The following is a 13,334-nucleotide window of genomic DNA, read 5'->3' as shown; positions in this document are numbered from 1 at the left end:
CTTCCTGCTCCTGCGCAAGGCCTGCCCCATGCATCCGCACGAGACGCCTTCCCTGCCCCTGACTACCCCCGAACCCCTGCGGGTGGTGACCTACAACATCCACAAGGGGGTGCAGGGCATGGGGCCGGCCAAGCGGCTGGAAATTCACAACCTCCAGCGCGCCATCGATGCGCTCGGGGCCGATGTGGTATGCCTGCAGGAAGTGCGCAAGATGAACCGCAAGGGGGAGCTGCGCTTCGTGGACTGGCCACGGCAGTCGCAGGCCGATTTTCTGGCGCCCGAGGGCTACCAGGCGGTCTATGAGACCAACGCCATCACCAAGCATGGCGAGCATGGCAACGCGCTGCTGACCCCATGGCCCGTACTGTGCACCCTGCACGAAGACATGTCCGATCACCGCTTCGAGCAGCGGGGCCTGCTGTATTCGGCGCTGAACTATGCCGGACACACGGTGCACGTCATCGTGGTGCATCTGGGGCTGGTGGCAGGAAGCCGCGTGCGTCAGGTGCAGCAGCTTGCGCGCTTCATCGACCGCCAGATTCCCGGACATGAGCCGCTGCTGGTGGCCGGGGATTTCAATGACTGGGGGGCCAAGCTGCTGCCCCTCATGGCCACCTTCGGGCTGTCGAGCGGACTGGGCATGGCCACCTGCCGCACTTACCCTTCGCGCCTGCCCATGGCCCAGCTCGACCATATCTATGCCCGCGGTCTGCGACGCACGCGGCAGTATGTGCCCCAGGCTGGTACGCTGATGGGGCGAACCGGACTCAACTCCTGGGCCCGTCTGTCGGACCATCTGCCGCTCATTGCCGAATTCGAGTTGCCCTGACCTGGTCGCCACCGAGGCGTTCCCGGCGGCCAGAGGGAACGGGGAAAAATCCATGGGCGTGCGTGCCGAAGGGAGATAGGGTGGGGTGGTATGCTCGACCGCATGCTCTTTTTTTGCTGATGCTTATTCCATGACGACGAAGCCCCCTCATGAAGAAGGCACCCCCGTATCGGTCAAGATTCGGGAACGCCTCCAGGCTGCACGCCACCGTTTCCACGCCAACGACAACATTGCCGAGTTCATCGAGCCGGGCGAGCTCGATCTGCTGCTCGATGAGGTGGAGCACAAGCTCCAGGGTGTACTCGACAGCATGGTGATCGACACCGAGCATGACCACAACACCAGCCGCACGGCACGGCGCGTGGCCAAGATGTATCTCCGGGAAGTGTTCGGGGGGCGCTATGTGAAGCCGCCCGTGCTCACCGAGTTTCCCAATGCGGAACACCTCAACGAGCTGATGATCGTCGGCCCCATCACGGTGCGCAGTGCCTGCTCCCACCACCTGGTGCCCGTGATTGGCAAGCTCTGGATCGGCGTCATGCCCAATGAGCATACCAACGTGATCGGTCTGTCCAAGTACGCACGCCTGGCCGAGTGGATCATGAACCGTCCGCAGATTCAGGAAGAAGCCGTGGTGCAGCTTGCCAACATGATCCAGGAGCGCACCCATCCCGACGGGCTGGCCATCGTCATGCAGGCTACGCACTACTGCATGGCCTGGCGGGGGGTCAAGGACATGGACAGTCGCATGATCAATTCGGTCATGCGCGGGGTGTTCCTCAAGGATCCCTCGCTGCGACGCGAGTTCCTGGCCCTCATTCCCCAGAAGGATTGACCCTCGCTGCCATGCCATGCGCTGCTGAAGCGCAGGCATGGCCGTTTCTTTCCCGAAGCCGATTTTTCACGGGAGCGCATCATGCTCGTCAGCCTGCTTTTTGTCAGCCGTGCCACCGAGGCCGGTCTCCATGACCTCGAAAACATCCTGCATCAATCGCGTGCCTACAATGCCGAGCATGGCATCACCGGGGCGCTGTGCTACAGCAAGAACATCTTCATGCAGGTGCTTGAAGGCAGCCGGACGGACGTGAACCACCTGTACGGACGCATTCTGCAGGATCAGGTGCACCACGAGGATGTGCAGCTGCTGCACTATTCGGAGATCACCGAGCGCAGCTACAGCGGCTGGACCATGGGGCGCGTGGATATTTCACGGCTCAACATGTCCATCGTCCTCAAATACTCGGAGCGGCCCGAATTCAATCCCTATCTCACCTCGGGCGAGATGTCGATGGCCATGTTCCGCGAGCTGATCGCCACAGCCAACATTGCCGGGCGCGGCTGAACTGAAGCTGGCCAGGCATGTGCGGGCCAGGATCGCTCAGTCCTTGCGGGGGGCTGTCCGCAGGGTAGCGAGCAGGCTGTCGAGCGCCAGCTGCGTGAGGCTGCGCAGATCCCAGCCACTGAGCTCACGCCGCACGCTGTTGCGCACCATGCGCTGGGTGGAGTTCCAGCGCCAGGGGCGTGCCAGCACGATCAGGGCCCCGGCTGCCGCCGAGAGGGCGAGCAGCTGATAGGGTCTGCGGCGTGCGTATTGCTGGAGCACAGGCTCACCCACTTCGAGCACCATGTGCATGGGATGGCGGCGCCACCAGGCACCCAGAACCCGCTGCCCGAGCGACAGCCAGATCGACAGCGACTGCAGGCCCTTGCTGCGGCGCTTCGGGCGGGAGCCGGCGCTCGACGCCGTGTGGAAGGGCGGGGAGGCGCTGTCCCGGGACGCCGAGGCGGAAGACGACAGGAAGGCATCGACATCCGCAGCTTCATCGCTGCCGTAATGGCTGGTGTCTGCAGCTCCGGCTGCATTGTCCCGACGTGCGCTGCGGGACGCGGGGGGCGGATTCTGGGCAGCAGGCCGGCGGCTGCGTGTGCCACCTGCACCATCGGAGGCAGCGGCGTGCGGGTCGGCTGGCTGGCGGGCAGCCAGTTCGAGCTCCTGAAGCTTGAGCAGGGCTGCGATCTCGGCGTCGGGCGTTGCGGCATGGGCCGGATCGAGGTTGCGCTGCAGGGCGTAGCGCGACAGGATGAGGCGCTGGCGCGGGGTGAGGAGGGCGTCACTCATGGGATTCTCCTGCCGAACGCAGCATGTGCAGGTCGGTCAGCAGCTGCTGCTTGATCTCGCCGATTTCAGGGCGCAGGATGGGCCGACGTGCCATGCTCATGGCCACGAGGGCAATGAGCAGCATCGCGCCCGGCACGGCCAGCAGAACCCAGTGAAACTGTTGCTGCACGAGTCCGATCATCAGGGCCACCCCTGTGAAGACCAGAAAGAGAGACAGGGCAATCACGGCCGCAATCCATCCGATGAGGGTGCGGACCAGATTGCGCATGGCGCCGCGTGCCTCGTCCTGCACCAGATCTCCATAGTTGGCAATGTGGGTGATGACCAGATCGGGCCGCTGTATCAGGATCTTGAGAAGGGGATGGATCATGAGGCGAGGCAGGAGATGCGGAGGGTATGGGCAATGCCCCCACGCATGGGGGGGTGGCATCAACGATACCACCATCTGCCCTCCCGGAAGAGGCGATGGGAGAACGAGGCGTGCCCCCCATGCAAAAGGCCTCTACCGATGCATGCAGCAGGTAGAGGCCGTCAGGAAGAAAGAAGGGATCAGCGGTCGCGGTTGCGCAGCAGCATGATCAGAGCAGCCGTGGCTGCGCCCACACCGGCTGCGATGGCGATGGACTTGAGAGGCTGGTCTTCGACATAGGCGCTGGTGGCATCACCGGCACGGCGCAGACCGCGCTTGGAACGATCCAGGGTGTCGCTCGCCTTGTCGAGGCCGTTGCGAGCCAATTCCTGGGCACGCTCGGTCCACTGGTCGATGGTTTCGCCTGCACGCGCACGGGCTGCATTGAGGCGGGCACTGGCCTGGCTCAGGGCTTCGCTGGCGGCGCGCAGCGTCTTGTCGGCAGCTTCGTGAGAAGAAGCGGCAGCAGTGTCGAGAGCTTCGCTGGCGGTGTTTTGCAGATCGTTCGGGGTCATGGACTTGCTCCTGAAGTGAAAGAGTGGATATTGTTGACATGCAGGGTAGCCGTTGGAATTTCAAGCTCCCTTTCCTGCAGTGTATAGGCAAAGCAGGGGAACGAACGGTTCCATTCGGTACGGGTTTGCATCTGGCCGCAACGCGAGGTAACAGGGAGGGGAGAGGCTAGTCGTACTGCCATGCGCACAGGCCGGAGCTGGTGCAGCCCGATGGCTCGGATGGAGGATGCTGTATCGGGAAGGCAGACCTGTTCCGGTACGATGGGCGGTTTGGGCGAAGCCGGGCCGAGGGGGCTCAGCCTGCATGAAGGCCACCTGCCTGCACCGGATGTGCGGGATCGGTGGAATGCGCCCTGAGAGGGAGTGGAACTGTGCAATGCAAGGACAGCGTGGTGCCGATCGCCACAGGGGATGACGATCACGGCAGGGGAATAGGCGGAAGCGGTCGGCACATCGGGGGGATGGCCGCAGGGCTGTTGCTGTCCCTGACGGTGCAGGCCCAGCAGATGTCCCCCTGGCAGGGGCAGGTGGTGCGGGTGGTGGATGGCGATACCGTATGGGTGGCGCCTGCTGCGACCGCGTCGACGGCGGCGGCGATGGAGGGCCAGGGAAGCGATCGACGATCGTGGAGACGCCGCCAGGACGTGGAGAAGATCCGCATCGATGGCATGGATGCGCCCGAGCGCTGCCAGACCTGGGGGGAACAGTCCGGCCGGGTGCTGGAGACACTGCTGGGATCAGGGACGGTGCGTGTCGAACCGGTGGCACGCGACCGCTATGGCCGCCTTCTGGCGCGGCTGTGGCGCGGTCGGCTCGATGTGGGGCAGGACATGGTGCGGCAGGGAGCCGCCTGGTCCTATCGGCAAGGCTGGGACCGCAAGGGGCCGTATGCGCGGGAAGAAGCGGCGGCCCGTGCGCAGGGCATGGGCCTGTTCGCACAGCAGCCGGCGGCCGAGTATCCGGGGGATTTTCGGCGGTGGCATGGATCGTGTCCCCGCTCGGTGTACCGTCGTGGACGGTGGTGAGCGTGCCGGGGTCCGCTCGGGTAGCCCGCAGCCACCAGGGGGCGGCGGGCCGGAGCGGGACTCAGCCGCCCTTGCGCATCATGTCGAAGAATTCGCCGTTGTTCTTGGTGGCTTTCATGCTCTTGAGCACCAGCTCCATGGCCTCGACTTCGTCCATGTTGTACATGAACTGGCGCAGGATGCGGGTCTTTTGCAGCACTTCGGGGGGCAGCAGCAGCTCTTCGCGGCGGGTGCCGCTGCGGTTGAGCTGGATGGCGGGGAACACGCGTTTCTCGTAGAGGCGGCGGTCGAGATGGATTTCGCTGTTGCCGGTGCCCTTGAATTCCTCGAAGATCACTTCATCCATGCGGCTGCCGGTGTCGATCAGGGCCGTGGCGATGATGGTGAGCGAGCCGCCTTCCTCGATGTTGCGGGCCGCACCGAAGAAGCGCTTGGGGCGATGCAGGGCGTTGGCGTCGACGCCGCCGGAGAGCACCTTGCCTGAGGAAGGCACCACGTTGTTGTAGGCGCGGGCCAGACGGGTGATGGAGTCGAGCAGGATGACCACGTCCTTCTTGAGCTCGACGAGCCGCTTGGCCCGTTCGATCACCATTTCGGCCACGTGCACATGGCGGGTGGCAGGCTCGTCGAAGGTGGAGGCGATGATCTCGCCCCTGACCGAGCGCTGCATCTCGGTCACTTCCTCGGGGCGCTCGTCGACGAGCAGGACCATGAGGTGCACGTCGGGGTAGTTGGATGTGATGCTGTGGGCAATGTGCTGCATCATGACGGTCTTGCCGCTCTTGGGCGGTGCGACCAGCAGGGCCCGCTGGCCCTTGCCGATGGGGGCAATGATGTCGATGACGCGGCCGGTGATGTTTTCCTCGCCCTTGATGTCGCGTTCGAGCTTCATCTGTTCCTTGGGGAACAGCGGGGTCAGGTTCTCGAACATGACCTTGTGCTTGTTGGCTTCGGGTGGCAGGCCGTTGATCTTGTCGAGCTTGTTGAGCGCGAAGTAGCGTTCGCCGTCCTTGGGGGTACGGACTTCGCCTTCGATCATGTCGCCGGTGTGGAGGTTGAATCGGCGCACCTGGCTCGGGCTGATGTAGATGTCGTCGGTGCTGGCCGTGTAGCTGCTGTCGGGATTGCGCAGGAAGCCGAAGCCGTCGGGCAGGACTTCGAGCACGCCGTCGGCGAACACCTGTTCGCCCATCTTGGCGCGTTTCTTGATGATGGCGGACATCAGCTCCTGCTTGCGCATGCGGCCGGTGTTTTCGATTTCGAGATCTTCCGCTTGTTTCAGGACTTCGGACACATGGAGTGCCTTGAGTTCATTCAGATGCATGGTGGGAATGGATTCTGCAGGGAGATGAGAGGGAGATGCTCTGCCCGGCTGGCATACAGGCATGGCTGTGGCGTGAAAATGGCCAGGCAGGAGCGGGAAAATTCAGGGGAGGGACACCGGAGGCGGTCTATGGCGGCCGGGATGGCTGCCTGCGCACGATGCATGTCGCGAGAGGGACATGTCTGCGGTGTTCAGATGAGACGAATTATAGACACTTATGCAGAACCTGTGGGGCTGCACAATCGCAAGGAAACGTGACGGAAGGGGCAGGCCGCCCGGGCTGCAGGGCATGAAAAAGGCACCTGTCCCGCGCCAGCCCGAGGGTGCGGGGAACAGGTGCCCTGAAGGCGGAGGCAGGGGCGATCAGGCGGTGAGTGCCTGGTCGATGAAGGCTGCCAGCTGGGCCTTGCCGACTGCGCCGACCTTGGTGGCAGCGAGCTGGCCGTTCTTGAAGACCATCAGGGTGGGGATGCCGCGGATGCCGAACTGGGCGGGCACTGCACGGTTCTCGTCGACGTTCATCTTGGTGATCTGGAGCTTGCCTTCATAGGAGGGGGCGAGCTCGTCGAGCACGGGGGCGATCATCTTGCAGGGGCCGCACCATTCGGCCCAGAAGTCGACCAGCACCGGGGTGGTGGACTTGAGGACATCGGCTTCGAAGGAGGCGTCGGAGATGTGTTTGATGAGTTCGCTGGCCATGAGATAACTTCCTTGTATTCGTAATGACTGTCAGGAGCTTCTGTGCGCGGGAGCAGCCCCGCAGGGGCGGCCGTCCATGCCAGAATTCGGGTTTATTGTGACAGAAAGCGATACCCGATGCAGGCCCGACCCTTGTCGAATGATGGTGTATGGCTCTGGGGACACCTCCTGGAGCAGGTGGAGGAATTCCTGCGGGACCGGGGGGCCGACCCGAGTCGGAGCGTGGTTCTGCTGCCCTATGCCCAGCTGATGCCGGTGGCACGTGCGCAGTGGGCGGCACGGCATGCCCGCGGCATGATGCCGCGCTTCGAAACCACTTTCAACTGGACATCCCGGTGGGGGGCGTTCGTGCCCCAGGGCTGGGACATGCGCTTCGATGCGGCGCAGGATCTGCTGACGGCACGCAGCCTGCTGGCACAGGGCGGCCTGGAAGGACAGACCTACTGGCTGGCCGGACGCCTGCGCGAGGCGGCTCTGCAGCTGGCCGCCGTGGCGAGCGCTGTCCCGCCGGACGAGCGGCTGCTCTGGCAGCAGGAGCGGAGGGCCCAGCTGGATGCGGAGCAGCAGGTGGACGCTCTGCGCATGGAGCAGCTGGTGGCTGCTCTGTCCGTGACCTGGGCCGGGCTGTCGGCCTATGCGACCGATGTGCTGTTTGGTGCCATTGCTGCAGGAGAGGTGGATGCCCTGATCGTGTGGCGGGGGTTCCAGGAAGATCCCCTGGCGACGGCCTTGGCAGCGGCCTGCGAGGCCCGATGTCCCGGCAGCAGTCTCGTGCTGGAGATGGGGGGACTGGTCACGGCACGGGCCTTGGGGGCTGGCGCCAGAGGGGCTTCGGAGGGGCGTCCCGTGCAGTTGCATGTGGCTGCCGATCTGGAAGATGAGGCAGGCCGGGCTGCGGCCTGTGTGCAGGCCGAGGTGGAGCGGGATGCCGGGCTCGTGGCGCTGGTCGACAGTGACCGTGCTCTCACACGGCGCATTCGTGCCGCGCTGGAGGGCCAGGGGCTCACGGTGCGGGACGAGACGGGCTGGAAGCTCTCGACGACGCTCGCGGCCAGTCAGGTGATGGCGCTGTTGCGGGCGTGTGCGCCACGAGCCGACAGCGATGTCGTGCTGGAGTGGCTCAAGCTGGCGCAGGGAGTGCAAGTCACAGGCACCCCTGCACAGGACGATGCACCCATGGTGCCGCAGGGGATTCCCCCATCGGCTGTACAGACGGTGGAAGCCCATCTGCGGCGTCATGGCTGGGCCCAATGGCCGGCCCGGGGCTGGTGGCAGCAGTGGCAGGATCCGCTGGCGCCCTGGGTGCTGCGGGTGCAGCAGGAGCGGGAGTCTCTTCAGGCGGCGCGTCCTCTGGCGGCATGGCTGGCCGATACCTGGAACGTGCTCGAAGCCACGGGCGTTGGGGCCTGGCTGCAGAGTGATCCGGCCGGGGAGGAAGTGCTGGCCGCCCTGCATCTGAATGCCGAGGCGGGGGATCTGGAGATGGGAGAGGCGGCGGAGCGCTGGAGTCTGGCGGAATGGACCGACTGGGTGGGCGAAGTGCTGGAAGGCGGCACTTTCAAGCCGCCGTATCCTCTGCGTGAGCAGGTGGTGATTGCTCCGATGAGCCAGCTGCTCGCACGGGGCTTTGCTGCGGTGGTGGTTCCAGGGTGTGATGCCGTGCGGCTGCCTGCCTCTCCCGAATTGCCGGGGAGCTGGACGGCAGCACAGCGGGCACTCCTGGGGCTGCCCGACCGTGCTGCGGCCCAGGCCGCCGTGCGGGCCGCCTGGCACGAGGCACTGGGCACGCCGGGCGTGCATCTGCTGCGCAGCCAGGGGGACGGCAGCGGGCAGTCCCTGCTGCCGAGTCCTCTGTGGCAGGAGGTGGTCTGGATGGCATCGCCAGCGGGGCAGGCCCAGGAGGAGGCAATGCGGGAAGCGCAGGACGCAGGAGGCGTGGCCGAGGGGCTGTCCTCTGCCGGGCAGGACGCAGTCCCTCGCGCAGTGGAGTGGGCTCCGGATCCGCGCCTGCTGCGCCGCGTGTCGGTGCAGGCGGGGCGCATGCCACGACCGCAGGGGCGGAATCTGCCGCTGCGTGAGCTCTCTGCCACGGCCTACGACACGCTGCGCCATTGCCCCTACCAGTTCTGGGCACGCAGTCTGCTGGGGCTGAGGGAGGTGCCGGAGCTCACCGGAGAAGTGGCCAAGCGGGACTTCGGGGTGTGGCTGCACCGGCTGCTGCAGGAGTTCCATGAGCGACTGGCGGAGCAGCCCGCAGGGGATGCCCTGGAGGCAGAGAAGAACCGTGCACGCTGGGAATCTCTGCTGGATGAGGCGGCCGAGCGTGCACAGAAAGAGCTGCTCCTCGATGATGCGGCATTTCTGCCCTTCCGCATGGCGTGGCCATCGGTGCGGCAGGCGTATCTGGACTGGATGGAGCAGGACCATGCGACCGTGGGCGCCACATTCGAGCGTGGCGAGGTACAGCGGCGTCTGTCCCTGCACGATGCCCTGGCCGCCTGCGGCCTTGATGCCTCGACCGTGCCGGAACTTGCTGCGCTGTGGCTGGTGGGCACCCTGGACCGCATTGACTGTCTGCCTGCTGCGCGGAGCGGCTCCCAGGGGGATGCCACCCATCGGTTGATTGACTACAAGACGGAAAGCGCCATGGCCACGCGGCAGCGCATCGGCGAGCCTGCGGAGGATACGCAGCTGGCTTTCTATGCGGCCCTGATGGCGCCCGAAGCCGTGCGCGTCGGCTATCTCAACGTGCCCGAGCGCGGCAAGGCCGAGCTGCATGAACACGAGGATGTCGTTGCCCTGCGCGACCAGCTGCTGCAGGGCATTGCGCAGGACATGGGCCGCATTGCCCGTGGAGCGCCCCTGCGTGCGCTGGGACGAGGGGGGCGCTGTGACTACTGCAGCGTGCGTGGCCTGTGCCGCAAGGATTTTTGGGAAGAGTCAGACACATGAATGCATCGAGAACCCCTCTGCCGGACACGCCTGTTCCCGCGCACGGGCATCCACCGGCCTATGCCGTTGATGGGCAGACCGTCCCGCCCGAGCACTTCTATGCCGTGGCCTGCGATCCGGCGCGGCACGTGGCCGTGGAGGCCTGCGCAGGCGCCGGCAAGACCTGGATGCTGGTGAGCCGCATTCTGCGCGCATTGCTCGCCGGAGCCGAGCCGCAGCAAATCCTGGCCATCACTTTCACCAAGAAGGCGGCGGCCGAAATGCAGCAGCGGCTCTCCGAGTGGCTGGAGACGTTTGCCGCCCTGCCTGTGGAGGCGCTCGTGCCCGAGCTGGAGCTGCGCGGCCTGTCGGCACGGCAGGCGCAGGAGCAGGCGCCGCATCTGCAGACGCTCTACATTCGCCTCATCCGGCAGGGCCGGGCGGTGCAGATCCGGACCTTTCACGCCTGGTTCGCAGCCCTCCTGCGGGTGGCTCCGCTGCAGGTGCTTCAGGAGCTGGGCCTGCCGAGCCACTACACGCTGTTGGAGGATGATGCCCCGGCCGTTGCAGAGACCTGGCAGCCCTTCCATGCCGCCTTGCTCCAGGACCCCGAGGCGCTGCGCGACTACCAGGAGCTGGTGGCCCTGCACGGGCGCAGCCAGATCCACAAGGCGCTGGAGGCTGCGCTGTCCAAGCGCACGGAGTTCATGCTGGCCGATGCGCAGGGAGTCGTGGCGGCATCGGTTCCCCATTTTTCGGAACGGGTACCGGAGCTGAAGTCCTACCGCCATCCGGCCGAAGCCCTGGCGACGGAGGCAGCACGGCAGCGCTGGAGCCTGCGGGCCCAGGCCCTTGGCCAGGAGAAAAGTGCCAAGACACCCGTCAAGGCCGCCCAGATGGTGGTCGATGCCTTTGCGCTCGATGATGCCGACACCGGGGAACGCTTCCGGATGCTGCGCAAGACGTTCTTTGTGGCCAGCGAAGACCGACTGACCCGGAATCTGCAGAAATACCAGGAGGCAGTGGAAGCCGAGCAGGAGCTGCTGCTGCTGTGCGAGGCCATGCAGCAGCATCAGGCCTGGGAATACCAGCAGCGCATGATGCGGCTGACGCGGGTGCTGCTGCGTGTGTATGGCGAAGTCAAGCATGCACAGGGCTGGGTGGACATGGCCGACGTGGAGCGGGCCGCAGGAGTGCTGCTGCAGGACGAGGTGCTCAGCGGCTGGATGCAGGAGCGGCTCGATGCGCAGGTGCGCCATCTGCTGATCGATGAGTTCCAGGACACCAACCCGATGCAGTGGCAGGCCCTGCATGCCTGGCTGTCTGGCTATGGCGGTGCCGCCACGGCGCCAAGCGTCTTCATTGTGGGAGACCCCAAGCAAAGCATCTACCGCTTCCGGCGCGCGGAGCCGCAGGTCTTCCGGGCCGCCAAGGACTTTGTCCACGAGGGGCTGGGTGGTGCCCTGCTGAGCTGCGACCATACGCGGCGCAACAGCCAGGCCGTGATGGCCACGGTCAATGCGGTCATGCAGGGGCTGCAGCGTGAAGGCGCCTACGCGGATTTCCGTGTCCATACCACCGCTTCTGCCGTGGCGGGAGCGGTAGGTGCCCTGCCGGCAGTGGAGCGTCCTTCCGCCGCCGAGGAGCCGGTGAACTCCGAGACCGAGGTGCTCTGGCGCGACAGCCTGGAGCAGCCCCGCGAAACGGAGGACGAGGCACTGGCCCAGAAGGAATGCCGGCAGCTGGCCGCCTGGGTGCACAGGCGCATCGTGCAGGACCATCTGGCCCCGGGCGAGGTGATGATCCTGTCGCGCCGCAACGCCCGCCTGCAGGACATGCGCGTGGCCCTGGCCGAACGGGGCATCGCCTCGGAAATCGCCAGCAAGCAAATGCTCGCCCATACCCCGGAAGTGCTCGATGTGCTGGCGCTAGTGGATGCCCTGGTCTCCCCGCGACATGACATCCATCTCGCGCGTGCGCTCAAGTCGCCACTCTTCGGGCTCGATGATGCCCGGCTTTCTGAACTTGTCGCACAGACCCGGCCGGCCCAGCCCGAGAGTGGCGTCGATATCCAGGATGCAGGAGCTTCCGGTATGCAGGCGGGCGGGCGCGCGCGGCTGTCTTCATGGCTCGACTGGATCCTGGCTCAGGAGCAGCATGCTGCAAGCTCCTGGGCCCCCCTGGCCCGTACCCTGAGGCGCTGGCAGGGGTGGCTCGCGCAGCGGCCGCCTCATGATGCGCTCGATGCCATCTTCCGCGACGGAGACCTTGTGGCACGCTTCGTGGCGGCTGCCCCGGCGTCGCGCCGTCAGGCCGTGCGCGAACATCTGCAGGCCTTGCCTGCGCATGCGCTCCAGCTCTTCGGGGGACGTTTCCCTAGTGCCTATGGCTGGGTCCATGCCATGCGCCAAAGCGTGCTCGACCAGACACCGGCCACTTCCCAGGGGCAGTCCGTCCGGCTGCTGACCGTGCATGGCGCCAAGGGGCTGGAGGCCAATCTCGTGGTGTTGCTGGACAGCGATGCCGGAAAGACCCGCAGCCAGACCATGGAAGTGCTGGTGCAATGGCCGGGGCAGGACCCCCATCCCCGCGCCTTCGTGTTTCTGGAAAGCGAGAAATCTCCCCCACCCTCGGTACGCTGCCTGCTTGAGCAGGAACAGGCCGAGGCACTCCGCGAAGAACTCAATGCTCTGTACGTGGCCATGACCCGTGCACGCCACGAGCTGCTGCTGTCTGCAGTGGTGCCGCGCCAGCCTTATGAGCGAAGCTGGTGGCGGTTGCTGCATCAGTACGATGCAGAAGAACGGCTCCAGCCGGAAACGCAGCCCCTGCAGGACGAGGCGGCGCCCCTTCCTGCGTCTGCGGCACAGGACACCGCAGGGATGACGGGACAGTCCGAGGTGCCCCTGCCCGTACCGCGCCCCCTGCCGGCAACCCTGCGACAGGACCCGATGACCCAGGCCATGCTCGATGCCCAGCAGTCCCCAGAGCTGCGGCTGCAGTCCCGCATGGGACAGGCCATGCACAAGGTGCTGGAGTGGCAGCGCCCTGGCACGGCAACCGCTGACGGCACCGCGCTGGCACGCATTCTGCAGCGCGACTACCAGCTTTCGCTCGGGCAGGCCGAGGAGGTGCTGCAGCGGGCACACCGCATTCTCTCGGGTGAGGGTGCCTGGGCATGGGGCGAGACGATCGAATGGCAGGCCAACGAAGTCGATCTCTGCGAGGAGGGGCAGCTCTACCGCATCGACCGGCTCGTGCGCACCCGCGCCAGAGACAGTGCACCTGCCACCTGGTGGGTGATCGATTACAAGAGTGCCTCGCAGCCAGAAACCTCGCAGTCCCTGCAGGAGCAACTCCAGCAGTACCGCAGGATGGTGCAGTCCCTGTATCCCGATGCCCCGGTGCGGGCGGCATTTTTCACGGCGGAGGGGCGCATGCAGGAAGTGGCATGACCAAGGAACGCCCGTGCCCCGGAAGTCG

Annotated in this window: 11 protein-coding genes; 6 read left to right on the top strand and 5 right to left on the bottom strand. The window is 65.7% G+C overall.

Features of this window, described 5'->3' with window-relative positions:
* Positions 1 to 28 precede the first annotated feature (28 nt).
* The 3 genes from ACE3P9_RS01405 to ACE3P9_RS01395 all read left to right on the top strand — a co-directional run bounded on the left by ACE3P9_RS01405 (position 29) and on the right by ACE3P9_RS01395 (position 2,171).
* Positions 29 to 829 (top strand): endonuclease/exonuclease/phosphatase family protein, encoded by an 801-nt coding sequence (locus tag ACE3P9_RS01405; RefSeq protein ID WP_374491208.1) that lies wholly within the window; start codon positions 29 to 31, stop codon positions 827 to 829.
* Between the two features lie 130 nt (positions 830 to 959).
* Positions 960 to 1,664, top strand: coding sequence for a GTP cyclohydrolase I (gene folE, locus ACE3P9_RS01400; protein ID WP_374491206.1), 705 nt, complete (start codon positions 960 to 962; stop codon positions 1,662 to 1,664).
* 81 nt (positions 1,665 to 1,745) lie between these two features.
* On the top strand, positions 1,746 to 2,171 hold the full coding sequence (locus tag ACE3P9_RS01395; RefSeq protein ID WP_374491204.1) for a BLUF domain-containing protein: 426 nt from the start codon (positions 1,746 to 1,748) through the stop codon (positions 2,169 to 2,171).
* Between the two features lie 36 nt (positions 2,172 to 2,207).
* Here the strand turns inward: ACE3P9_RS01395 and ACE3P9_RS01390 are convergent, their stop codons facing one another.
* The 3 genes from ACE3P9_RS01390 to ACE3P9_RS01380 form a co-directional block, all read right to left on the bottom strand.
* Positions 2,208 to 2,948, bottom strand: coding sequence for a hypothetical protein (locus tag ACE3P9_RS01390; protein ID WP_374491202.1), 741 nt, complete (start codon positions 2,946 to 2,948; stop codon positions 2,208 to 2,210).
* A complete protein-coding gene (locus ACE3P9_RS01385; protein WP_374491200.1) occupies positions 2,941 to 3,318 on the bottom strand; it encodes a hypothetical protein in 378 nt (125 codons plus the stop codon). The genes ACE3P9_RS01390 and ACE3P9_RS01385 overlap by 8 nt, the downstream gene beginning before the upstream one ends.
* A 179-nt stretch (positions 3,319 to 3,497) precedes the next feature.
* Complete coding sequence (locus tag ACE3P9_RS01380; RefSeq protein WP_374491198.1) at positions 3,498 to 3,872, bottom strand: hypothetical protein; 375 nt, start codon at positions 3,870 to 3,872, stop codon at positions 3,498 to 3,500.
* Positions 3,873 to 4,243: 371 nt separating this feature from the next.
* On the opposite strand from ACE3P9_RS01380, the gene ACE3P9_RS01375 reads away from it, so the two are divergent.
* Entirely contained in the window at positions 4,244 to 4,897 is a 654-nt protein-coding gene (locus ACE3P9_RS01375) for a thermonuclease family protein (protein ID WP_374491197.1), read from the top strand.
* 61 nt (positions 4,898 to 4,958) lie between these two features.
* Here the strand turns inward: ACE3P9_RS01375 and rho are convergent, their stop codons facing one another.
* Together rho and trxA are read right to left on the bottom strand one after the other, a co-directional pair.
* A complete protein-coding gene (gene rho, locus ACE3P9_RS01370) occupies positions 4,959 to 6,221 on the bottom strand; it encodes a transcription termination factor Rho (protein ID WP_374491195.1) in 1,263 nt (420 codons plus the stop codon).
* A gap of 363 nt (positions 6,222 to 6,584) precedes the next feature.
* Positions 6,585 to 6,920 carry a thioredoxin TrxA gene (gene trxA / locus ACE3P9_RS01365; protein ID WP_374491193.1) on the bottom strand — a complete coding sequence of 112 codons (336 nt, stop codon included), beginning with the start codon at positions 6,918 to 6,920 and terminating at the stop codon, positions 6,585 to 6,587.
* Positions 6,921 to 7,052: 132 nt separating this feature from the next.
* On the opposite strand from trxA, the gene ACE3P9_RS01360 reads away from it, so the two are divergent.
* Positions 7,053 to 9,872, top strand: coding sequence for a PD-(D/E)XK nuclease family protein (locus tag ACE3P9_RS01360; protein WP_374491191.1), 2,820 nt, complete (start codon positions 7,053 to 7,055; stop codon positions 9,870 to 9,872).
* Complete coding sequence (locus ACE3P9_RS01355) at positions 9,869 to 13,306, top strand: UvrD-helicase domain-containing protein (protein ID WP_374491189.1); 3,438 nt, start codon at positions 9,869 to 9,871, stop codon at positions 13,304 to 13,306. The genes ACE3P9_RS01360 and ACE3P9_RS01355 overlap by 4 nt, the downstream gene beginning before the upstream one ends.
* Positions 13,307 to 13,334 lie beyond the last annotated feature (28 nt).

Source organism: Allobrachymonas sp., assembly GCF_041912815.1.
Classification (GTDB): domain Bacteria; phylum Pseudomonadota; class Gammaproteobacteria; order Burkholderiales; family Burkholderiaceae_C; genus Brachymonas.
Note: the sequence above shows the minus strand (reverse complement) of the source record. Positions and strands in the feature narration are given on the sequence as shown.

Bases quoted from the DNA above. Each gene is read 5' to 3' on its own strand.
- ACE3P9_RS01405 (WP_374491208.1), top strand. From the start codon at position 29: ATGCATCCGCACGAGACGCCTTCCCTGCCCCTGACTACCCCCGAACCC.
- folE (WP_374491206.1), top strand. From the start codon at position 960: ATGACGACGAAGCCCCCTCATGAAGAAGGCACCCCCGTATCGGTCAAG.
- ACE3P9_RS01395 (WP_374491204.1), top strand. From the start codon at position 1,746: ATGCTCGTCAGCCTGCTTTTTGTCAGCCGTGCCACCGAGGCCGGTCTC.
- ACE3P9_RS01390 (WP_374491202.1), bottom strand. From the start codon at position 2,948: ATGAGTGACGCCCTCCTCACCCCGCGCCAGCGCCTCATCCTGTCGCGC.
- ACE3P9_RS01385 (WP_374491200.1), bottom strand. From the start codon at position 3,318: ATGATCCATCCCCTTCTCAAGATCCTGATACAGCGGCCCGATCTGGTC.
- ACE3P9_RS01380 (WP_374491198.1), bottom strand. From the start codon at position 3,872: ATGACCCCGAACGATCTGCAAAACACCGCCAGCGAAGCTCTCGACACT.
- rho (WP_374491195.1), bottom strand. From the start codon at position 6,221: ATGCATCTGAATGAACTCAAGGCACTCCATGTGTCCGAAGTCCTGAAA.
- trxA (WP_374491193.1), bottom strand. From the start codon at position 6,920: ATGGCCAGCGAACTCATCAAACACATCTCCGACGCCTCCTTCGAAGCC.
- ACE3P9_RS01355 (WP_374491189.1), top strand. From the start codon at position 9,869: ATGAATGCATCGAGAACCCCTCTGCCGGACACGCCTGTTCCCGCGCAC.